The following is a 22,255-nucleotide window of genomic DNA, read 5'->3' on the forward strand; positions in this document are numbered from 1 at the left end:
AGGTGACATCATACCAATTAAAAAACTGCGACTTTTAAAGGTGCGGTGAACTGTATCACCTTTATCAATAAGAATCCAAAAGAATTAGCAGAAATAACAACAAGTTCTCCCACCGTCTTTACTTATTTCCACCTTTACAAAATCCCCATTACCTGTCAGGCAATCCCTTTAATCAGGATGCTTGCCAGTATTTAAAATTTCCATATCCATAGGCTTTTGAATCGTCGAGTTTACATTCATTGTTGTAACTGGACAGGCTTCTTGATTCGTTTCTTTATGCGGGTAATACATATAATCAATTGCCTGAAAGGAACCTCTAAAATGTGAATCGATACACGAATTTGCTTGATCCATTTAACGAACGCCATGGCATACCACTGTGGCACAATCAATCTAAGTGGATAACTAGGTTTAAACGGAATCGGGTTGCCGTTGTACTCATATGCAATAATCGTGTCAGGGTGGAGTGCCTTCCCAATCGGCAAACTCCTAGCAAAAGTGAAAACCTTATTTAGATCGGTTCTTTTTCCAAAATCATATTTCCACGATCACTTGTGCAAAAGGAAAAAAATTGCGGGTAAAATGGGAGGTAGGACGGTGCGGCAGTTAAAAAGGTAAAAGATTTAAATTTTCCGTCACTTTGCAGTGGCGTTTTCTATTAGTTCTCATCCATAATATTAATATAATGTTATTTTCGGAGGTTGTAATTGGATGAGGCTACTAAAACTCTTGTTATTTACAGGTATTACATTATTGTTATTACCGTTACTGATTGCATGGGGAATGAAATGGGAATGGACAGGTTTTGCCCCTGGAACACCTGATGGCTGGCTGGGGTTTTGGGGCGGTTATATTGGAGCGGTAATCGGAGCTTTAACGGCGGGAGCCATTGCATATTTTGTTGCAACCAAACAAATAGAATTACAAACTGAAAAAGATGATAAAAGAGAAAAAAACTTTTTAGCTTCCCAAATTAGAATTCAAAAATTACAAGAAGTTAATTCAGACATATTACAGTTTAACCGAGAGCACGCAATTATTAATGCTAAAATTATTGAACTTATTAAAGAAAGAATAACTCAAAATGAATTTGAGCAGTTAAATGATGCGCAACAGGAAAAAATCACACAAATAATAAGGAATCTAAAAGGCAATGAGGTATTTAATCCTTTTTCAAAGGAAATATACGAATTAATAGAAATGGCCAGTCTATGTTTAGATAAAGCATATGAGGCATACCATAATCCTCTTACTAAAAAAAAGTCTTATAACCCGGAAGACGTCTCATGGAGAGCAATCGACGCAGAATTCAATAAAATGTTTTTATTTTCTATAAACATTACAGAAAAAATTAATGAGAGACTGCATAACGAGATAAAAAATTTGACTTTAGATTAAAATGGCATCCTTCGGGGTGCTCTTTGTTTGTCGATAATTGACGAACGAAAATTGTAGAAAAACCACATCTTTTAACGAATCATTATGTATTGAGGAGGGGGATTATGGATAGTTCTGTTTTTGCGCCATTAAAGGAAACACTAAATAACCTGGCAGGTCAGTTGGTTCTCCTAATGGTTATCTGGGGTGTTGCTTATTGTTTAGTATGGTGGGTGCTGAGTAAGTTAAAAGTACCTAAGGCTATTACGAACTTTCTTTCAGGTTTAGCGTTACTGGGTATAATGTATTACACAATACAATATCAACTCATCCCGGGGTTCCAACATGGTTTTTGGCAATAAACATCACATCAAAATAAAAAACAAAAACACAGGCGGTACTCATGAGGATAAAAATTGAAGAGTTGTTTAAGTGGTTGATCCTTTTTATAACTGGTATTTATTCGTTCATAATTATTTTTCTGCTATTTAAAGTCTTGGTTGATAAGGATTACTTAATTGGATTAATAGGTGCATCCGGCTCGATTATTGGGGGGGCATTAACACTAATAGGAGTAAAATGGACTTTAAATGAACAAAAGAGAGCCTTAGCTCAAGAGAAATACGAGAAAGCAAATTTTGTATTTACTGAGCTCTTGCCTGCTTTAACAGGCGTTTATAATAGCGTAAAATCTTTAAACCCATTTAACTGGAATGAAGGTATTAATTTAGTAGAAAAAAATGCAAAGAAATTAGAGGAATTGGCCACTGAATTATCTATAGAAGCAAAACATATAGGAATAAATTTCTATAGAGAAGTTAAATCTGTTGAATATTACGCAGCCGTAATATGGGAAGAAGCAAGAAAAAATGATGCCGGCAAAACTGATGATGAGAAAATGAAAAATTTAATGATATATTACAATGGGCTTGCAAAAGCAGATAATAATTTGTTACAGCTTGTATATGATTCAAAGCACCAAAAATAAAGATCCTTTTATTTTGCCATGAAAGAAAGTAATACTTGAAAAGTCCCAAATTGAACCAAACAGCGTATCAATTTACACCAATGAGTACATCCAAATTGGCCTGCTGTACCATAGAGTACTTCATAGATTACTACAGAATATTTATATACATGACCCGGCTTCTAGTCAGCTGGGTCTTTTTTTGTTCTGACAAAAATTATTCACATTTTGTCATGTCCTTTTTGCCGTTAAATCGCTATGTAAAGGGTGAAAGGGTGGAGTGATAAAAACTAGGATGAAGCATGGACAACCATTATGAAACCGAGGTTTTGGTATGAGCAATTTGTTGATCAAAGAGATGACTTTGCCTACGGTGCAATTGGCTATAATAGCAAAGAACCGGTCAATTTTCTAGAAATAGAAGGAGCGAAGGATGTTGGCATTGAAATGTACACCCTCTCAAAAACATACAATATGGCAGGCTGGCGCGTTGGATTTGCAGTAGGCAATGCAAAAATCATCGAAGCAATCAACCTCATCCAGGATCATCTATTTTACAGCATATTTCCGGCTGTCCAAAAAGCGGCAATTGCAGCCTTAACCGAGATCAAACATCTGTAAACGAACTTGTTGACCGTTATGAAAGACGCCGTGATACATTCATTGCCGCGTGCCGTGAAATAGGGTGGGAAGTCGAAGCACCGAATGGCTCCTTTTCCGCCTGGCTTCCAGTGCCGGAAGGATTCACAAGTGAAGCATTTGCTGATTTCCTACATGAAAAAGCCGACGTAGCCGTTGCAGCAGGAAAAGGCTTCGGTGAATATGGAGAAGGATATGTTCGCGTTGGTCTCCTGGTTGATGAGGATCGGCTGATAGAAGCGGTCGATAGAATCGGGAAGCTAAATTTGTTTTAAATCAAAATAAGATGTAAACGACAGGTACGGAGAAGGGTTCTTCGTGCCTTTTTAGATGCTGTACTTCTGGCATTATAGATTCACTAGTTCGTTAACAGCTACTTCCAATGCAGGAGGAAGGATTGTTTTCTCTTCATGAGGTAATCGATTAAAGGTTCGTAATCAAGCTATAAGATTACTTTTATTTTTTTCGATTACAGCGATTCTACTTACCGTTGTGTTTGATGCGATTAATTATTTAATGCAATCTGATTATCGCATTGCTTTGTATAGTGAATGTAGGTTACAGTGGCGAATTTTCATCCTTACCGCCATTATATTTTGACCGATTTGGTTTAAACAGTATATCAACGCCATCACTCTTCCATATAGCATGAACACTTTCCTATAAGCTGGGAGAACTAGTTTGGATACGGATCAAGATCACCTTTACATTAAGTAACAAAGCTTCAGAAAACCATACTGTTGTCTATTAATTCGTACAGGAAATATTTTTGGTGAATATTCCCTATATTCCCACTTTAATGTATAATTTTAATAGAATTAGGTTGAAAAAGGGGGAGAAATATGAGTATTAAAGAGTTTGATATTGAGAAAAATAAAGAAATTCGACAAATAAGATTGAATAGCGTGGATATGACAAGGAAAAATGATAGGAGAGATGAATTCCAACGAGATTATGGACGACTTATTCATTCCCCTGCTTTTAGAAGATTGCATGGAAAATCTCAGGTTTTTGGTGCAGGATCAGGTGACTATTTTCGTAATAGGCTAACACATACTTTAGAAGTTGCCCAAATTGGACGTGTGTTAGCGAGTTATTTATCCAAAGAGATAGATAATTTGCCAAGAAATCCTGGACTAACTATTAATCCCTTAGTCGTAGAAAGTGCATGTTTAGCTCATGATTTAGGACATCCCCCCTTTGGGCATAAAGGTGAATGCGATTTGAACAAATTATTAAATGTAAAAGATGAATACTACGAGGGTAATGCTCAAAATTTTAGGATTTTAATGTATTTGGAGAATATTTATCCCGATCATTATGGATTAAATTTAACAGCATCTGTTTTGTTAGCTATTAACAAATATCCATATAGGCTAAAAGAAAATAAGAAAAAGGGGCTGTACGATTCGGAGTGGACAGCAATCTCCCAACTGAGGGAAGGATGGGGTATTCCTAACGGATGTAAAACACTTGAAGCTCAAATAATGGATTTATCTGATGATATTGCATATTCTACACATGATATTGCATATTCTACACATGATATTGAAGATGGTATAAAAGCAGGGAAAATCAGAAGAGATCCCCTTTTTGTGAAAAGTATTATGGATGATTTGATTCAAGAAGTTTGTACTAGCAAAGAAAAGGAACTTTGGGATGCTTTAAGTAAGGGCGAAATGAAAAAAAACATCAATGATCTTCTTCAACAATTTATAAACGTTTGGCAGGGGAAAGTGGATATGTCAGATGAAGTTATTGGTAGACAGGAACTAAAAGCACATTATGTAAATGAATTTGCTAATAGCATCGGGATTATTGAAACACAAGAGAATGGTGAGCCTTGGTATAAAGTAACTTTTGTTAAAGATGGGGAAGAAGATTTATCATTGTTAAGACTTATGATAATACTTAAGAAATTAGTCTGGGTAACACTTGTAAAGGACATTAGAGTCCAACGATTGCAAATGCGTGGGGAAGTAATAATAAAAGGGTTATGGAGTATATTAAATGACGTAGAAAACGGGAAGAAAATACTTCCAAGAGGATGGGTGGATCGATTTGAAAGCAGCAATGGAGAGTGGGGGTGGGATCGCTTTATTGCTGACTATATTTCTGGTATGACCGATAATTATGCAGATAAACTTTATGGAGAGCTATATGGAAGTAGAATTGGCAACATTTACGGAGAATAATCCCACTTTCTATGTTGAAAATCTGCTCCACGAACAACCTATTGGTTTTTTTGGATGAGATAGTTTGACCTCCCTGATCCGTTTGCGCTTATATCTTACAAACTAACCCCTTCCATCTACAAAAAAGTATCGAGGGATTCTTACAAAGCAATTTCACTTTAAACTTTGGGTGAGTTGTGGTTTCATTCTTGGGAACATTGTCCTGATTGACGACTATTGACAACCTGCACAGCCCCAATTGAACCAAACGCCATTCCATCTTGCACCCATGAGTGCATCCAATTTGCCCCGCTGTACCATAGAGTACTTCATAGATTACTACATAACTTTTATATACATGACTCGGTTGCTAGCCAGCTGGGTCTTTTTTTGTTCTGACAAAAATTGTTCACATTTTGCCATGTCCTTTTTGCCGTTAAATCGCTATGTAAAGGGTGAAAGGGTGGAGTGATAAAAACTGGGATGAAGCATGGACAACCAAAATGAAACGGAGGTTTTTGTAGGGGCAATTTGTTGATCAAGGAGCGGCCGATGATGGTGATTCCTGCCTTGGCGAAAAAGATTGGATTGAATGAAGCAATTGTACTGCAGCAAATCCATTATTGGCTGACGAAGGAGCTGCATATGATTGAGGGGCGCCGCTGGGTTTACAACACGTACAGGGAGTGGCACGATCAGCTTCCATTCTGATCGGAAAGTACGATTAAGCGTTTGTTTAAGACACTCGAGGACCTGGATTATGTTCTATCGGGGAATTTCAACAGGTCAAAAATGGACCAGACGAAGCGGTATACGATCTATTATGAAAATTTGAAGGAGCTCGGAGAAGGAGAGGTCTCCTTCACTGATCCAATAGTAATTTATAGGATGATAAAAGAAGGTGTGAGGTTATTTAACCCCTCACCTTACTTCAATTATATGAAAAATGGAATTGAATGTATGTTTCCGATACCCCAGGAGAATCCATACATGTAATGCCTGGTGAAATGACTGCAGATGCAGTCATTAGGGCAATAACAGAGACCTTTCAGCAACAGAGGAGATGGTTTCTTCATTTATAAGTTGAACTCCTAAATCCGACAGTGACATAGGCAATTCAAGTAGACTGCCAATGCGGCCGAAGTAATTTATATGGGAAAAGATGTATAAGTTGTCATTACTTAATATGAATTTTATTTCTTAAGGGGAGTTACTATACTTACAATTGGGTTTTCTTTATGGTCTTTCTCTTCTTGATTCATGTTGAGTTTTCCACTTATTTTGATACTTATCATCATTTTTTCTGGGTAATTTCCCAAAGTAGTTAAATGTGCTCTTTAGATAGTATTCAAAGGGAAAGGCTACACCGGCTAAAAGATTATCAAAATAAACAAGCCTTTCTGCTATCCCATTTTCACTACGTCCATAAAAGAGAGGAACTGTACTGACTAGTTCCTTTGCAAATACCTTAGTTAGTCGCTTTGTTTCTTCTGGTGTCGCCCCCTCAATTCTTCTTCGATACTCCTCCATAACTTCCATGAAAACATTGTTTTGTTCAGTAGTGTACTTTACAGCCATGCGATCCACTCCTATAAATTTTATTGAAAATAAAATAAATTCCTTATCTTCTATCCCACTTCATAAAAGCTTATTTTAGAAAAGAGTTAAATATGTTTAATGTACCAATAGACCTGTTTAAAAAGCTGGTATTAATTAAAAAAGGTTACAAGGGAAAGTCCTGGGATCTTATGATAAATAACGCACAACAGCGTTATCCCGATTATTAAATCCACACTAATTTCTACAAAAATAGGGAGGAGTTTGAAGGAGGAGGGTTTTAATTACAGCTTATTTCAGAGGAGAGTGTTTAAATTTGTACTATAAGCTAAGAAACTGCTAAAACTTTGATTTGTTTGATGTCTATAGGAGAGGTACACGAAATGAAACAACTTAATATAATATATTGAGAAATTCCACATATTAAAGACCCGAATTAGCATTTATATCATTGCTATACGGGTCTTTTTCTAGAAGCGAATGCTCTGGCTTTATAAAAAAATATTAGACTGATACTAGAGGAAGATTTTCAAGTTTTTGAAAAATGTTAGTGCTGATATCTTCCGGTGAAGTAATTGCTAAGAGAGGAATATCCATTGACACTGCACATTGTATTCCCCAGTACCGGCCTCTGCCTTTTTCTAACGGTTTACTGGTCCATATTCCATTATCGTTTGAAATGTTGAAAAACTTCTTTACCCGAAATGGATCTGAAAAAACCCAATGATCAGAAATCGCTGGAGTTTTTTGCCATTGAGAATAATCAAATTGATATCTAGTTAGAGAGATTGTAGGGTAATCTTCTTCCCCCTCAAGTTCCACCTCAATACCATATATGAATCCATCTTTTAGATTTGGAAGGTGTTTTAGATTGGGGTCTTTTTCTACTTGATACAATTTAATGAAATTAGTAGTTAGCCAACCATCGTAATCTGAATCCGATTTCCATCTTAGAAATCTAGGGGTTATTGAGATAAATCCTTCCTTCTCACCGATTCTATCTAATTCTGAAAATAACAAGTTCAAATTTTTATAGGTTTCTCTTAATACATTAACTGCGTTGGAGATATTTTGTCCGTTACTAGTTGGAATAGTTGTAGACATATTTCTCATCCTCCTTAATAAATTTGCTTGGCCAATTAAAAGCAGTCTGGTTAATAAAATACTCACCATTAAAAGAATAGGCTTCTTTAGTTACAAGTTGCAGAAATACAGGTGAGTTAAATCCATTAAATTGCATTAACCCTTTTATTTTTAATAGAGCTCGTAAATCCTTTATTATGCGCTGCGGTCCTATTTCTATATTACTGATATCTAGGGTCAATAACGATTCATGGATATCTTGCCAACTAATAAATCCTATTTCAACCGTAGGGGCAATAATGGGGCGTTCTAAAACCTTCTTCTTAACTTGGTTCATCATATCGTATGGAGCAAGAAACAATAAGTAAGACTTCCTGCCTTTTGAAAGTCTCTCAATCATTCTTGAATAACGAGCTAACTGATGTACACTTTCTCTGTAATCAATAGCAATTTCTTCAGAGTGATCTTCGGATGAAATTCCGCTTAGATATTTTACTTCGATACCTATAATCATTTTTTCAGTAGTGATTAATAAATCGATTTCTCCTTCGTCATCGCGATACCAAAACTCTATTTGAGTTGCGAATCCTTTTTCTTTCTCAATAAACTTCATCCATTTTTGTTCAGCTTGCTTATGAGTAAAATCTGTCGTTGTTAAAACTTGCTTTAAACCCAATTCAAAAGGCAAATAACGAATGGTTCCAAAAAAATCTCCAGTGAGCTTATCTTCAAGCCTTTCCGACAAATTACTCCCACTCTTTGAGATTTTACTATATATTTCGGCCAACAATTTATCACCCCTTTTCTAATATTCAGTTTATAATACAAGTAAAGGAAAATATACCCTTTTTTAGGAAGATAGACAATTTGGAGGTGACTTTATTGAATAGAGACAAACTGGCATAAGCATTAAAAGCAATTGGTAAAAAATCAATTGTTGTATGATGATGTTTACGGCTATAACAACTTTCCAAAGGAAACAAGATCGAGAGATTAACAGGAAAGTATTCTTCTCATTGTGCAACTAGGAAGGTTTCTTTTGCTAAAGAAATTTTTGAAAATCGTAAACAAAAAGACGCTTTAAAGCTAAATATTGACTCACCTCGAAACTCATCAGAAAAAAGACATGCCAATCAGCTAATAGGTTTGGAGGGATGAATATATGAATACTTTAGAAACATTATATTATAAAAAGAAATTCGGCTATCAGGGTTCTGTTAAAGAAGGAGTTATATTGTTTTTTGGTAAGAATCAATCAGTAAAATTAGAAAAAGAAGATTTGAAGGTTCTGCTTAATACATTTAGTGGGAAGACCGTACCAATAGGAGCATCCAGAACCAATCCTCCTATTGGGTCACTAGGAGATTGGTTAATGAAAAATATAACCAAAGTAGCAATTGCCTCTTACCTGGCTCCAGTTTTAATAACAGAAGGATATGCTCAAAAAATTGATAATTTTTCAATCAAATTTAATTAGAAAAGATAAGGTAGCGTACTTCTTGTCAAAAAAGATGTGTCTATCGGTAGCTGTAAAATGAAAGAAAGAGTTTCAACTTATCTACTAATAATAAGGGGAGAATCTTATCGATTTAATTCCTGCTGATAAATTGAAAAGAGTTTATAGAGTTGACGCGCACTTTTATAAAACTAAAGTTGATGATACCGAATATTTGATGCGCAGCGAGGCAAGAATTTTACGAAAAGGTAAAAAAGTCAAATATACGAATGAGATAATACTGTTTAATGTTGTAGTCAGGTAGAGGATGTTCGGAACTAAAATTAGCATGATTTCATCTATGCTAATTGAGAAGAGTAGAATTATCTTATTAGTTCACATTTTGAAAAAGGAAAGGTGAATATATGGGAATTAATATTTTTGATAGAATGGTTCTGAAAATATTGGAATATTCCATAAGTAGAGAGAAGAACCCTCTGGTGGATAAAGACTTATTCTTAAGAGTAACTAGAATGGCGATGGAGCCGATGGGTGAACCAAAGGTGCCGCTTTATAGAACAAGGCACGACAAAAAGAATGCATTTAAAGTGATTAATGGTGGTTTGAATGAAAAAAGAAACGATTAATCTATATGTTGATGATTTAAGAGATTGTCCACATGGATTTATAGTGGCGCGGAATATGGATGAAGCGATCCATTACATTGAGAATAGTAGGGTTCATATCCTTTCACTTGATCACGACTTAGGGGAAGATGAAAAAGGAAATCTATTACCTACTGGTTATGACTTAGTGAAAAATTTTTGTGAAAAGGGATTGCGGGCCAATAAGATATATCTACATACCGATAATGGCGTTGGCCGGGATAACATGTATCATACCCTTAAGGCTGCTCAAAGAAGAGGGTTTATCGATCAAGATATAGAAATCTACCACTACTCCATCACCCCAAATAGATACTCTGGAAATTAGATGATGACAAATACCTGTGTGATCTGATTTAATTGCTCTTAACCACATTCCCTTGATTAGATAATATTGTCGACCTGCAAACTCCAATTTGAACCAAACGGCATATCATTCTACAACATTGAGTCGATCCATATTGGCCCGCTGTACCATAGAGTACTTCATAGATTACTATATAACTTTTATATACATGACCCGGTTGCTAGTCAGCTGGGTCTTTTTTTGTTCTGACAAAAATTGCTCACATTTTGCCATGTCCTTTTTAGCGTCCAATCCATATGTAAAGGGTGAAAGGGTGAGTGATAAAAACTGGGATGAAGCATGGACAACCAAAATGAAACGGAGGTTTTAATATGAGCAATTTGTTGATCAAGGAGCGGCCGATGATGGTGATTCCGTCCCTGGCGAAGAAGATTGGGTTGAATGAAGCGATTGTGCTGCAGCAAATTCATTATTGGCTGACGAAGGAACTGCACATGATTGAGGGGCGCAGCTGGGTTTACAACACATACAGGGAGTGGCACGATCAGCTTCCATTCTGGTCGGAAAGTACGATTAAGCGTGTATTTAAGACGCTTGAGGATTTGGGTTATGTCATTTCTGGGAATTTCAACAGGTCAAAAATGGACCAGACGAAGTGGTATACGATCGATTACGAAAAATTAAAGGAGCTCGAAGAAGAAGATGAGGGTTCCTTCACTGAAACCCAAGCTGGGCTTGATGTGCGGACGGAACAACAAGTGGTGGAGGAAATACCGATTGCTGAAATCGTCGAGTACCTGAATAAAAAAACTTATTCAACATATAAGCATGGCACAGGCAAGACACGGACGCTGATAGCGGCACGGTGGAAAGAAGGATTCATGTTGGCTGATTTCAAAAAAGTCATCGATAAAAAGTCGGATGAATGGCTCGAGCATCCAAAATGGAGCCGGTATCTGCGCCCTGAGACGCTTTTCGGGCCGAAGTTTGAATCTTACTTGAACCAGAAAACCGCCAGATCAAGGCTTCGTGAGGAGGATTTCTATTTTGATGACGAAGCGTGAGATATACACGATTTTAAAGATGACCGCGAGCTACTATGACCAGTTCGTTATTGATCAGGAAAAAGTGGACAATTGGCACAAGGTTTTAAAAGAGTCCACATTTGAGCAATGTGAGCAGCGTCTCATGTACTATGCAGCCGCTTCTCCTTATCCGCCAAAGCTATGTGATTTTGCCAATAAACCTGCCGGTGCGGGGAGGGCGATTCCAAATTGCCAGGAAACGCTTGAGGTTCTTTGGCAAACGGACAAGCAAGCCAGCAATGAGGTTGCAAAGTTCCATATGGAAAAAATCAGGAAGATTCTCGGGATAGAAAGAGGGAGTTAACAATGGGCGTGGCTTTACAAAACTTGCATGCTTACGATGGAAGGCTTTTTAATCAGGAGGCGGAGGAGGCATTTGTAGGCGCGTTTTTCCTGGACGGAGCATTGATGCAAGAATGCTCCGTCCAGCCGGAACAGCTGTACAACTATCGGCTGAGGAGACTTTTCGCAGTCCTTCAGCGCCTCCATGAAAAGGGCAAGCCGATTGGCATCATTTCGGTCGCGGAGGAAGCGGGCATCAAGGAACTTGAGAGCCTTGGCGGCATCAGCTATATCACCGATATCGCGGTCAGTGTTCCGACGACAGCGAACTTCCATTTCTATCAAAATACAGTCAAGGCCTACAACCAAAAGAGAAGGACCATTGAGATTACCGGGAAAATCAGGGACAAGGCCCTTGAGGAGGATATCCAGGATGTCCTTAGTGACGGCATCAACCAACTCAGGCAGATTGAGGATATGCACGGGGACGAGGATGCCGGGGAAATCCAGGCGGGGCTCGTTGACTTGTACATTGACTGCGGGAAGGATTTAGGCGAAATCACCGGGATTCCTTCCGGGTTCCAGAGGCTGGACAAGCTGACCGGTGGTTTTCAGGAATCCGACCTCGTCGTAATTGGGGCGCGCCAGAGCATGGGAAAGACTGCCTTTGCTCTGAACATCGCACTGAACGCGGGCAAGCAGGACGTAACCGCTGTTTTTTCACACGAGATGTCCAAAAAGCAGCTTTTGAAGCGGGCGGCCAGTTGTATAGGGAGCATCAGCAGTGTGAAGATGAGGAATCCGAAACGCTATTTTGATGACGAGGATTGGGATAATTTCAGTTATGCGATGGGTACCTTGTGCAAACGCAACATAAGGATTTTCGACAATGCCGGAATGGATATCAGCTATATCTGGTCAAAGGTCCGGCAACTGAGGAAGGAAATTGGGGAGGAAAAAAGGCTGCTGGTCGTCGTTGATTATCTACAGCTGATCGCCGGGAGCCCTAAGCACCAGCAAAACCGCCAGGCGGAAATCAGCGAAATCAGCCGGCTGCTCAAGCAAATGGCCAGGGAAACAAACGCCGTCGTCATCGCCCTGTCCCAGCTCAGCCGCGGTGTTGAAAGCCGGCAGGATAAACGCCCGATGCTGTCAGATTTGCGCGAGAGCGGGCAGATTGAACAGGATGCAGACGTCATTGCGTTCTTGTACCGGGAGGAGTACTACGGGAAGAAACAGGAGGAAGCAACCAGCCTGGGCGGCCAAATCATAGAGGTGATCGTCGCCAAGCAGCGGAACGGTCCGATCGGGACAGTGGAATTGGGGTTCTTGATGGAGGTGGGGAGGTTTGGATGATGGAGCAGGAAGAGCTTTTCATGGCAAAAGCCAGCCGGCAACCCGGCTGGCGTCCACGTCAATCGTTAGTATTCATCAATCCCGCAAGCTTCCGCCAGCAGCAGGCGGCTCCTTATCAAGCTCGCGCTCAATATAACGTTCCAGCATTTCCTTCGTATTCAGTCCCGCAACCCGTTGATCCCCAATGAAAAACGTTGGGACAGCCGTAATCCTGGCTTCCTCATATGCGTGGCGAAGGGCTTCCTTATGTGCCTGCTCATACTTAAGAGTTTCAAGCGCCTCACGGAAAGCATCCCGGTCCAGCCCAACACTTCCGGCAATCTCCGTCAGCACATCAATGTCACCAATGTCACGCCCTTCTGAAAAGAAAGCAGCCAGGACGGCCTCGGTATATTCGTTGCCTTTCCCATTCTCCTTGGCAAAAAAAGTTCCTTCATGGGCCAAGTGCGTATGCGGCTGCGGATCAACATCCGGCAGTACGATCTTTACGTTGAAACGCTCAGCCATCGGCCATACCGAATTATGCCAGGCATTCTGTATATAATCACCCTTTGGCGACAGCGTCTCATGGGGAAACGGCCGCAGCTCAAACGGCATCCATTTCAGCTCAACATTTTTTCCTTTAATCGCTTCTCGTAGCGGAGCCTCCGCTATATAACAAAACGGTCAAACAAAATCTGAATACACACGAATTTTCAATGTCATCGAACAATCCTCCTTCTAGTAGCAATTACCTCATAGTCTAAAGGGGAGGGGAGAGATTATCCAAATTTCTGCTTAAAGAAAGAAAAGAGCTGTTCAATAAAAAACTTGTTAAAAATCCCTTGACTTAAAGTTGTTTTCGTACTATAGTTATACATGTCCTCACCAAGAGGAAAACTTAATACGACTCGTTAGCTCAGCGGGAGAGCACTTGCTTGACAGGCAAGGGGTCACTGGTTCAAATCCAGTACGAGTCATACCAATCCTAACATCAAAATGATGTTAGGGTTTTTTATTTTATATTCCTTTCTAAATTTGAATGGGTATTCTTTTTTCTACTAACTATTAAACTAAAAATATTTTAAAGCATAACATAATAGAGTTCCCATTCAGTTACAGTATTTTAGCTGATTAATTAGGGCATAGTTTCAAAAGGTCAATCTGTGTTTTTGTCATAATATACCTTTACAAAATACACCAGATAAATTAAACTTAATGTATCATAGTACAGCAATGGCGTTGATGTTTCTATGATAAGGGCTTTAAAGCCCGTGGCGTTGGGGATCGCCTGCCCGTTTCGACGGGCTTCTCCCCGCTTCCTTCAATGAAAAGGCCTTAGCTAAATTGGTAGCTGAGGCCTATTTTTATAGGCATTTACTTTTAAAGGGGGTTAAAAGATGGTTGAACAGGATTATAGGTTAGGACTGGATATTGGTACGAACTCAATTGGCTGGAGCGTCATTGGCTTACGCTATGATGATCTAAGCGGACGCTATGTAAAAGAAAAAATCATTGATCTTGGGGTTAGGATGTTTGATAAGGCCGAAATTCCCAAGACTGGGGCTTCTCTAGCAGAACCACGAAGAATAGCACGATCTTCAAGAAGAAGATTGAATAGAAGAAGCCAGCGAAAACGTGATATCCGACAACTATTAATCAAACATTCTATTATCAACCAGAAAGAACTGGATCATCTTTATCCATTGCCCCCAGGTTCCGTAGATATATGGGATATTCGCATAGATGGTTTGGAACGAAAACTTTCCCACCTCGAGTGGGTGAGATTATTGATTCATCTCGCACAAAGACGAGGGTATAAATCTAATAGGAAATCTGAACGAAAAGAAGAAGAAACCGGAAAGGTATTGTCCAGTATTCAAACGAATCAGCAGCTTTTAGCTGAATACCGGACAGTTGGAGAAATGTGGGTGAAAAACGAAAAATTCAGTTCTAGCGACAAAAGGCGCAATTCTCCGAACGAATACATATTTAACGTAAGCCGGGAAGATTTAAAACAAGAAATTATAACCCTTTTTAATTTCCAACGACAATACCTGTCCCCTTATGCCACAGAGAAACTACAGGAAGAATACTTGGAAATTTGGGAATATCAACTGCCTTTCGCATCTGGAAATGATATTCTGAAAAGGGTAGGCTGCTGTTCGTTGGAGCCCAATGAACGCAGAATTCCTAAAGCTTCTTTTACCTTCCAATACTTTGCTGTACTGGACAAGCTAAATAATTTAAGAATCGGAAACAATGCCGAGCATTTGACCGAAGATCAAAGAAACTTGTTACTAAACAGGATTTTTGAACGAACTGATTACTATTCTAAAAAGGAAGTACCAAAGGTTCATTATTCAGATTTAAGAAAATGGTTGAATCTGGATTACTCATTCCGATTCAATGGATTTGATTCTGCATCCACAGATGAGTTAAAAAAAATAGAGAAAAGGGAGTTTGTCAACTTAAAACCTTATTATGAAATTAAAAAGGCAGCTGCCCTATATTCCGAAAAGTCAGGTGAGTTCTGCTCCCATGAAGATTTTGACACATTTGCCTATGTCCTAACTGTATACAAAAATGACAAAGACATCAGAGCGTATCTTCTAAATCAGAATAATATAGCAAAAAAAGTCTATGACTTGGATTTGATTGAGAATTTGTCGGACCTTTCCTATTCTAAATTCGGACACTTATCTTACAAATCATTAAAAAGAATTATACCTCTTATGGAAGCAGGAAAATCTTTTAAACAGTCCGCAGAGGAGTTAGGATATGATACAACAGGAATGCAGAAATCGAAAAGAAGTCTTCTGCTTCCTACTATTCCTGATGAAATCACCAATCCAATAGTAAAGCGGGCGTTATCACAATCACGGAAAGTTGTAAACGCCATCATCAAACGTAACGGTTCCCCTTTATCCATTCATATTGAATTGGCAAGGGAACTTTCAAAAGATCACTCAGAGAGAAATAAGATTAAGAAGGAACAAGATGCCAATTATGAGAAGAATAAAGGGGCAATCAAGGTCTTAGTTGAAAATGGGGTTTTTAATCCAACTGGTTTTGATATTGTCCGATATAAACTGTGGAAGGAACAGAATGGCCAATGTGCATATTCCCTAAAGAAAATTCCTGCCAATGTGTTTTTTGCTGAACTCCGGCGTGAAAGGAACAGCTCACCAATTCTCGATGTTGATCACATTCTTCCCTATAGCCAAAGCTTTATAGATGGCTATGATAATAAAGTGCTCGTCTATAGCGATGAAAATAGGAAGAAAGGAAATAGGATTCCTTACTATTACTTAAAGGATAAGCCCGAAAAGTGGACAGCATTTGAGAACTATGTTGAATCTAATAAAGAGTTTAAAGGAAAAAAGCGAAATTATTTGCTTAAGAAAGAGTTTTCAGCACGAGAAAGCGAGTTATTCAAAGAGCGCCATTTAAATGACACTCGCTATGCAACACGCTTTTTCAAAAATTTCGTTGAAAGAAATCTCTTGTTTAAAGAACCATTAGTTCCAATTGCCAAAAAAGTGCAGACTATTAACGGAAAAATAACTGCTCATTTAAGAAGCCGGTGGGGGCTAGAAAAAGCGAGGAAGGAAAGTTTTCTCCATCATGCAATGGATGCCGTAGTGATAGCCTGCACAGATCAGCACATGGTGACTAAAGTTACAGAGTATTATCAGTTAAAAGAGAATGCGAAAAATATAAGAAAGCCATACTTTCCTTTGCCATGGGAAGGGTTCCGGGATGAATTGTTAACACGTCTTGCAACCCAGCCAGTCCCCCAAAAAATTAAGGAAGCTTTAGAATTAAAGGCTCCTCTGCCTGACTATATGTTCGTTTCCAGGATGCCGAAAAGATCAGTTACGGGAGCGGCCCATAAAGAGACAATTATGAAGTATGGCGGCATTGATGAAAAGACCGGTAAAACCAAGATAATTAAAAAAGTTGCCCTTAAGGATATAAAATTCAATTCAGATGGTGACTTTGAAATGATAGGGAAAGAAAGTGACATGGCCACATACGAGGCAATAAAATCCCGGTATTTAGAATACGATAAGAATCCTGAGGCGGCTTTTGCTCAGCCGCTCTTTAAGCCAAGCAAGACTGGATTATTTAATCCAATTAAAAAAGTGAAAATACAGATGGAAACGAAATCCTTTGTTAGAGAGGTTAACGGAGGCGTAGCTCAAAATGGTGATCTAGTTAGGATTGATCTTTTTCGAAAAGACAACAAGTACTCAATTGTGCCCATCTATGTAATAGATACTGCAGAAGAAGATTTGCCTAACCGAATGGTTGCAGCACGTAAAGGATATCATCATTGGCCGGAGTTAGATAAGTCGTTTGAATTTGAATTCAGCGTACACCCTTTCGACTTAATTCGTATTCAAAGTGAAAAAGGGGATAAAATAGAAGATAAATTCTTATATTTTGCAACAATTGACATCGATAGTAACCGGTTAGAGTGCAAGGAAGTAAACATTCCATCCGTTAGAAATGCTAGATTCGGCTTAAATTCTATTATATCAATTGAGAAATACGAGGTGGGGATTTTAGGAGATCTTCATTTAGTCAAAAAAGAACCTAGAAAACCCTTTCAAAACTCTAAAGGTAGAAAAGTGGTTTTAAATTAGTAGCAGCGGTAAGTGACTTGTCACTTACCCTATTTTTTTATGTATTTTTTCACCTCTTTTGGGAAGAATGGGGGACAAATGGATTAAAAGAGGTGAAGGGGATGACTTGGCGTCATATTATGATTACACAAAACGCAAACCTATCCGTTAAAAACAACAAATTAGTTATTAAACAAGAGGAAACAGTTACAATTCCACTACAGGATATTGCCTCTATTATAATTGAAGCCAGAGGAGTTTCATTAAACACATATTTATTGAGCCAGTGTGCTGCTTATAAGATATCGTATTTACTTGCGATGAAAAGATGCTTCCAAATGGTATCTTAACAAGCTTTCATCAGCACTCTAGGCAATTGACGGTCCTGTCAATGCAACTATCATTATCAAAACCTTTTAAGAAAAGGATATGGCAGCAGATTATTCAGCAAAAAATTCTTAATCAGGCACTATGTCTACAGTACTTGGATAAGACCGGATACGAGGATTTGAAGTTTATTGCAAAAGCAGTAGAATCGGGAGATAGATCAAACCGGGAAGCTTATGCCGCCAAAATTTATTTTCAAAAATGGATGGACAAAAATTTTACAAGGCGCTCAGATGATCCAGTGAATCGGCTTTTGAATTATGGATATGCAATTTTGAGAGGGGCAATGGCCAGAGCTTTTACATTATATGGGTTCACCCCTAGTTTAGAGGTTTACCATGATAATCAGTTAAACTCCTTTAATCTGGCAGATGATTTTATGGAAGTGTTTCGCCCTTTGGTCGATTATCATGTTGCACAACAGAATGCTGAAGAATGGAAGCCAGAAACAAGAGCTGCCCTCGTAAATCTCTTAAATATGGATATAGAGATAGGCGGAGAGAAGAGGTCAGTTACAACAGCGATTGAAGACATGGTCAAAAGTTATGTGACCTGTTGCCGCCAGCAAGATCCGGTATATTTAAAACTTCCTGTGCTGCTCCCGACAAGGGTGCATGCTTATGAGTAATTATATGAGGATACTATTGTTTTTTGATCTGCCGGTGAAAACGAAAAAGGAACGCCGGGACTACACTCGTTTTCGGAACTACTTATTGAACGAGGGGTTTGATATGATGCAGTTCTCTGTTTACTGTCGTTTGTGCAACGGACATGAATCAATGGAAAGACAGCTGGAGAAAGTGGAAAAAAACCTTCCTCCTAGAGGACAAATAAGGGCAATGCCAGTTACTGAAAAGCAATATGAGAGAATAAGAATTTTGTTGGGTGCCAGGACCACCAATGAAAAAAGAGTAACCATAAATCAACTTTCCTTGTTTTAATTCAGAAGTATATTTATCTCCACTTTTGGAAAAAGTATTAAATTTAGTATGTATAAATTTAATGACTTTTGACAATACTATATATAAATAACTGGAAACATGTTAATTGAGTTGCATATTCAATTTACTGAACCAACTTCTTATAGTCTCCAAAAAATATATCTTATGTTGGCTTTCTTGATACTTTGCAACAAAGGTCCAGATAAAAATTAACAAAAAGCAATTTATTATAAGGTGTTTTTTGAAAAAATAGAGACTTTTTGCAGAACAAAGGAAAGTTTCAAGTCGATTTTTAAAGACAAAAAGCCTGCAAACACTTGGTTTGACAGGCTTTTTGCGAGACGTATCATAATACAGCAATGGCTTTGATGGAACTATGACTAATAAAGTTCAGGCTTTCGACCTTCCTTCATCATAATACAGCAATGGCTTTGATGGAACTATGACATTTTGCGCTCATCACTTCCTACGGTTAAAATCATAAAACAGCAATGGCTTTGTTGGAACTATGACCAAGAAAATCAGACGTAAGATTGCTAAAGAATCATAAAACAGCAATGGCTTTGATGGAACTATGACACAGAACAAAGTGTACTTCGCAGGCAAGACAATCATAATACAGCAATGGTTTTGATGGAACTATGACTGACTGCAGCGGTTAAGGTTTGGATCGCAGATCATAATACAGCAATGGCTTTGATGGAACTATAACGGATGTTGAGTTGGAATGGATGCCGTTTGAATCATAGTACAGCAATGGCTTTGATGGATCTATGACGGGTCGGAGGTTCGAATCCCACTCAAATTAATCATAATACAATAATGCATTTGATGGAACTATAACGTGTATTTAAGTGCCTCCTACTCCTTGCTATTTGTCGAGAGAATATTCGGTTTCTCAATATATAATAAAAATGTGGGCAGACAATTATTTTTTTGTCTGCCCACCTTGTTATGCTTACCTTAAAATAACCCCATCTGTTCCACCTTGCCGAAACTTTCTTTATCCTCTACATAACCCATGTTTTTATAACCAGCTTTTCTCTTTTCGTACATTTTCTCTAAAGCAGGTACCTTTTTATCTGCGTAGTCGTAGACCCTCACTTCCTGCTTGTCGTCATATAGACGGTGTAGCCGGCCGACATATTGTTCCAGGGTTCCTTTCCAGGAGATTGGCATTGCGAGGAACAGAGTGTCCAGTCTTGAATCGTCAAAACCTTCGCCAATGTATTTTCCTGTTGCAATAACGAGCCGTTCTTCGGAATCAGGTATATTGGCTAGCCGTTCAAGTTCAGCTTTTTGCTGCTTTTTCGTCAATTTACCAGTAAGTACAACGATATTTTTAGCAAAATGTTTGAATTGATCTTGTAGGTAATCAAGATGCTCAATCCGCTCAGTCAGAATAAGTGGCGACCTTCTTTCCTCAAGCGCTAGTAGGACATCATCAAACAGCTGCTGATTTCTTCTTTTATCGGAGGATAGCTGTTTATAAAGTTCTTGAATATCCTCTGATTTTGATGAAAAAGCTGTTTCACGGACAATGAGCCTGTGAATAAATGGCCTCACTTTTGCCTGGCTCTTTGCATCTACTTTATAGCGGATAGGACCGCATTGCATGAAGATAATTGGATGAAGGCCGTCTTTTCGTATTGGTGTTGCTGAAAGGCCAACCACATACTTGGCACGAACCTGTTTCAAAACACGTTCAAATGTAAAGGCAGAAATATGGTGGCACTCATCAATAACAATTTGCCCATACTGGGTAATAAAGCTTTTTAACTCTCCTTTATACGCAAGGCTTTGAAGCGTGACAACATCGACCTTTCCGGTCAGTTGTTTTTTGTTCCCGCCATATTCACCAATTTCTTTTTTAGGTAAATCAAGAAATGAAGCGAGTTGCGCAATCCATTGTTGTTGTAGCTGCCTTGTATGGACAATTACAAGCGTATTTACTTTTCGCTCACCAATCAAAGAGGCAGCTATAACGGTTTTACCGAAACCAGTAGTAGCTGACAAAACGCCATTGTCATATTGAAGTAATTGTGAAACTGCATCTATTTGCTGCCCTGTCAACTGCCCAGTGAAGGAAACGTCTACATGTTCGCCATGGTAAGAATGGTCTTCAAACACGACTTCGATATTATGCTCGGCCAACAACTTTTCGAGGGGCTCTTTGCAACCACGGGGAAGGATTAGATCCTGATAGAATTCTATACTACAATTGATCGACCTTGGAATCCTAGCTGTAGATAACCTTTGTGCCTGGGCTTTATAATATGCCGGATTCCTAATTGTAACAAGATCCATTAGTTTTGCCTTTAAATAAGAAGGGATTAGCTGTTTTTTAATGAACAAGCCATTTTTGATAACAACAACCAACTTCTTAGACATTACCTCATTCGCTGTAATTTCTACTTCTCCACTCAAAACTTCAAGAAAATGGAATAGTTCACCTGGCGTAATCTTATGGACTGTGGAAAGATATATCCATTGATCCGGATATGCTGTAAAGGTTTCGTCTACAAAAAGGCTATTGCCCTTTCTTCCTGATTCGCGTTGCAAGGGAAGGGCGATCAAATTTCCAATTCCGCCTTCAGGCAAAGAATCCTGGTTTGGGAACATCCTGTCATAGGACTCAACCCCAACTTGATTCCTTTTTACTAGCGTTTTAGAAAGAAGGACATGTCCAAGTTTTCTTGCTGTGGCAGCAGGTACGTTAGCGGAAAAGAAGAACCATACATGTGCACCATTTCCTGAGCGGGACCGTTCAATGCTGTAAGGAACTCTATGTTCCTGGCAAACTTGGGTAAATGCAAGAACATCTTCTTGCCAGTTGTGCTTATCAAAATCAACAGCCAAGAAGGAGCATGTATTATCTTTTTGTAAGGGATAAATGCCAATTGTGTGATCACCGCCAAGATGTCCTTGAAGAACCTGATCCATAAGCAGAAGAAATGAGCGGTTCTGACAATCTGTACATTTAATTGTTGGCAGCTTGCACTTTTCTGGATGCCATTGTAAAGAACATGCAGGTGAGTAGCCGGATCTCCCGTCTTTGGCGATCCACCTTTTTGCATATAAGTCATACCGTCCTTTAAAGAGACTCTTGTACAGCTTCAATTTATTATCAAAGGGAGAATGCTTTGTTACAAGCTCTATGTTTTCAAGGTCTAGTCGCCGGATCATAGGTTGCTTTAATAAAAGAGCGATTTGTTTAGTGAGATAGGCATTCTCTCGCAGTAAGCGATTGTTTTCTGCTATTAATTTCTCCAATGTAATATCTGCACTCATTTTGCTACCTCTATAAGTTTTTTAATAATTGTAAGTGATTTATAGGGGTGAGTACAACATTAGGATATGGGAATCCACAATTAGATTTTTCCTTTAATA

General features: G+C 38.6%; 22 protein-coding genes, 1 tRNA gene and 2 pseudogenes. 18 read left to right on the plus strand and 7 right to left on the minus strand.

From position 1 onward, the window contains the following. Positions 1 to 168: 168 nt before the first annotated feature. Together D1B31_RS24790 and D1B31_RS24795 are read right to left on the minus strand one after the other, a co-directional pair. Entirely contained in the window at positions 169 to 354 is a 186-nt protein-coding gene (locus D1B31_RS24790) for a hypothetical protein (protein ID WP_240035141.1), read from the minus strand. Positions 355 to 389: 35 nt separating this feature from the next. Continuing rightward, positions 390 to 485, minus strand: a pseudogene (locus D1B31_RS24795) (molybdopterin-dependent oxidoreductase); the annotation flags it as partial. Positions 486 to 711: 226 nt separating this feature from the next. Here D1B31_RS24795 and D1B31_RS02005 point away from each other — a divergent pair. The 7 genes and pseudogenes from D1B31_RS02005 (at position 712) to D1B31_RS02030 (ending at position 6,153) form a co-directional block, all read left to right on the plus strand. Continuing rightward, positions 712 to 1,398 (plus strand): hypothetical protein, encoded by a 687-nt coding sequence (locus D1B31_RS02005; protein WP_118919066.1) that lies wholly within the window; start codon positions 712 to 714, stop codon positions 1,396 to 1,398. 104 nt (positions 1,399 to 1,502) lie between these two features. After that, positions 1,503 to 1,739: a hypothetical protein gene (locus D1B31_RS02010; protein WP_118919067.1), complete on the plus strand. Its 237-nt coding sequence runs from the start codon at positions 1,503 to 1,505 to the stop codon at positions 1,737 to 1,739. Between the two features lie 41 nt (positions 1,740 to 1,780). Further along, positions 1,781 to 2,365 carry a hypothetical protein gene (locus D1B31_RS02015; protein WP_118919068.1) on the plus strand — a complete coding sequence of 195 codons (585 nt, stop codon included), beginning with the start codon at positions 1,781 to 1,783 and terminating at the stop codon, positions 2,363 to 2,365. Between the two features lie 339 nt (positions 2,366 to 2,704). Continuing rightward, a pseudogene (locus D1B31_RS02020) lies at positions 2,705 to 3,258 on the plus strand (aminotransferase class I/II-fold pyridoxal phosphate-dependent enzyme); the annotation flags it as partial. A 567-nt stretch (positions 3,259 to 3,825) separates the two neighbouring features. Continuing rightward, a complete protein-coding gene (locus D1B31_RS02025; RefSeq protein ID WP_118919069.1) occupies positions 3,826 to 5,178 on the plus strand; it encodes a deoxyguanosinetriphosphate triphosphohydrolase family protein in 1,353 nt (450 codons plus the stop codon). Positions 5,179 to 5,691: 513 nt separating this feature from the next. After that, the gene (locus D1B31_RS24000; RefSeq protein ID WP_158587408.1) at positions 5,692 to 5,868 is read left to right on the plus strand and encodes a hypothetical protein; all 177 of its coding nucleotides are present in this window, start codon (positions 5,692 to 5,694) and stop codon (positions 5,866 to 5,868) included. 81 nt (positions 5,869 to 5,949) lie between these two features. After that, entirely contained in the window at positions 5,950 to 6,153 is a 204-nt protein-coding gene (locus D1B31_RS02030; protein ID WP_118919070.1) for a hypothetical protein, read from the plus strand. A 240-nt stretch (positions 6,154 to 6,393) separates the two neighbouring features. Here D1B31_RS02030 and D1B31_RS02035 read toward each other — a convergent pair whose 3' ends face one another. From D1B31_RS02035 to D1B31_RS02045, 3 genes are all read right to left on the minus strand, one after another. Further along, entirely contained in the window at positions 6,394 to 6,735 is a 342-nt protein-coding gene (locus D1B31_RS02035; protein WP_118919071.1) for a hypothetical protein, read from the minus strand. A gap of 483 nt (positions 6,736 to 7,218) precedes the next feature. Beyond that, a complete protein-coding gene (locus D1B31_RS02040; protein ID WP_118919072.1) occupies positions 7,219 to 7,818 on the minus strand; it encodes a hypothetical protein in 600 nt (199 codons plus the stop codon). Next, complete coding sequence (locus D1B31_RS02045; protein ID WP_240035120.1) at positions 7,796 to 8,584, minus strand: nuclease-related domain-containing protein; 789 nt, start codon at positions 8,582 to 8,584, stop codon at positions 7,796 to 7,798. Before D1B31_RS02045 ends, D1B31_RS02040 begins: the two co-directional genes overlap by 23 nt. A 375-nt stretch (positions 8,585 to 8,959) precedes the next feature. Here D1B31_RS02045 and D1B31_RS02050 point away from each other — a divergent pair, with 375 nt between their 5' ends. The 6 genes from D1B31_RS02050 to dnaB all read left to right on the plus strand — a co-directional run bounded on the left by D1B31_RS02050 (position 8,960) and on the right by dnaB (position 12,927). Continuing rightward, a complete protein-coding gene (locus D1B31_RS02050) occupies positions 8,960 to 9,274 on the plus strand; it encodes a hypothetical protein (protein WP_118919074.1) in 315 nt (104 codons plus the stop codon). 383 nt (positions 9,275 to 9,657) lie between these two features. After that, positions 9,658 to 9,879 (plus strand): hypothetical protein, encoded by a 222-nt coding sequence (locus D1B31_RS02055; protein ID WP_118919075.1) that lies wholly within the window; start codon positions 9,658 to 9,660, stop codon positions 9,877 to 9,879. Further along, positions 9,860 to 10,225: a cyclic-phosphate processing receiver domain-containing protein gene (locus D1B31_RS02060; protein ID WP_118919076.1), complete on the plus strand. Its 366-nt coding sequence runs from the start codon at positions 9,860 to 9,862 to the stop codon at positions 10,223 to 10,225. Before D1B31_RS02055 ends, D1B31_RS02060 begins: the two co-directional genes overlap by 20 nt. Before the next feature lie 350 nt (positions 10,226 to 10,575). After that, complete coding sequence (locus tag D1B31_RS02065) at positions 10,576 to 11,268, plus strand: conserved phage C-terminal domain-containing protein (RefSeq protein WP_118919077.1); 693 nt, start codon at positions 10,576 to 10,578, stop codon at positions 11,266 to 11,268. Then, on the plus strand, positions 11,252 to 11,593 hold the full coding sequence (locus D1B31_RS02070) for a hypothetical protein (RefSeq protein WP_118919078.1): 342 nt from the start codon (positions 11,252 to 11,254) through the stop codon (positions 11,591 to 11,593). The genes D1B31_RS02065 and D1B31_RS02070 overlap by 17 nt, the downstream gene beginning before the upstream one ends. Positions 11,594 to 11,595: 2 nt before the next feature. Further along, positions 11,596 to 12,927, plus strand: coding sequence for a replicative DNA helicase (gene dnaB / locus D1B31_RS02075; RefSeq protein WP_118919079.1), 1,332 nt, complete (start codon positions 11,596 to 11,598; stop codon positions 12,925 to 12,927). 75 nt (positions 12,928 to 13,002) lie between these two features. Here dnaB and D1B31_RS02080 read toward each other — a convergent pair whose 3' ends face one another. Continuing rightward, on the minus strand, positions 13,003 to 13,632 hold the full coding sequence (locus D1B31_RS02080) for a DsbA family oxidoreductase (RefSeq protein ID WP_118919080.1): 630 nt from the start codon (positions 13,630 to 13,632) through the stop codon (positions 13,003 to 13,005). Between the two features lie 182 nt (positions 13,633 to 13,814). Here D1B31_RS02080 and D1B31_RS02085 point away from each other — a divergent pair. From D1B31_RS02085 to cas2, 5 genes are all read left to right on the plus strand, one after another. Then, positions 13,815 to 13,886, plus strand: a tRNA-Val gene (locus D1B31_RS02085). 420 nt (positions 13,887 to 14,306) lie between these two features. After that, positions 14,307 to 17,558: a type II CRISPR RNA-guided endonuclease Cas9 gene (gene cas9 / locus D1B31_RS02090; protein ID WP_118919081.1), complete on the plus strand. Its 3,252-nt coding sequence runs from the start codon at positions 14,307 to 14,309 to the stop codon at positions 17,556 to 17,558. A gap of 119 nt (positions 17,559 to 17,677) precedes the next feature. Then, complete coding sequence (locus D1B31_RS24985; protein ID WP_275670684.1) at positions 17,678 to 17,887, plus strand: CRISPR-associated endonuclease Cas1; 210 nt, start codon at positions 17,678 to 17,680, stop codon at positions 17,885 to 17,887. Further along, on the plus strand, positions 17,866 to 18,552 hold the full coding sequence (cas1, locus tag D1B31_RS02095; protein ID WP_275670685.1) for a type II CRISPR-associated endonuclease Cas1: 687 nt from the start codon (positions 17,866 to 17,868) through the stop codon (positions 18,550 to 18,552). Before D1B31_RS24985 ends, cas1 begins: the two co-directional genes overlap by 22 nt. Continuing rightward, a complete protein-coding gene (gene cas2 / locus D1B31_RS02100; RefSeq protein ID WP_240035121.1) occupies positions 18,545 to 18,865 on the plus strand; it encodes a CRISPR-associated endonuclease Cas2 in 321 nt (106 codons plus the stop codon). The genes cas1 and cas2 overlap by 8 nt, the downstream gene beginning before the upstream one ends. Positions 18,866 to 19,828: 963 nt before the next feature. Here cas2 and D1B31_RS02105 read toward each other — a convergent pair. Beyond that, positions 19,829 to 22,156, minus strand: coding sequence for a TOTE conflict system archaeo-eukaryotic primase domain-containing protein (locus D1B31_RS02105; protein ID WP_118919082.1), 2,328 nt, complete (start codon positions 22,154 to 22,156; stop codon positions 19,829 to 19,831). Positions 22,157 to 22,255 lie beyond the last annotated feature (99 nt).

Origin of the sequence: Neobacillus notoginsengisoli (assembly GCF_003515685.1) — a bacterium.
GTDB lineage: Bacteria > Bacillota > Bacilli > Bacillales > Cytobacillaceae > Bacillus_D > Bacillus_D notoginsengisoli.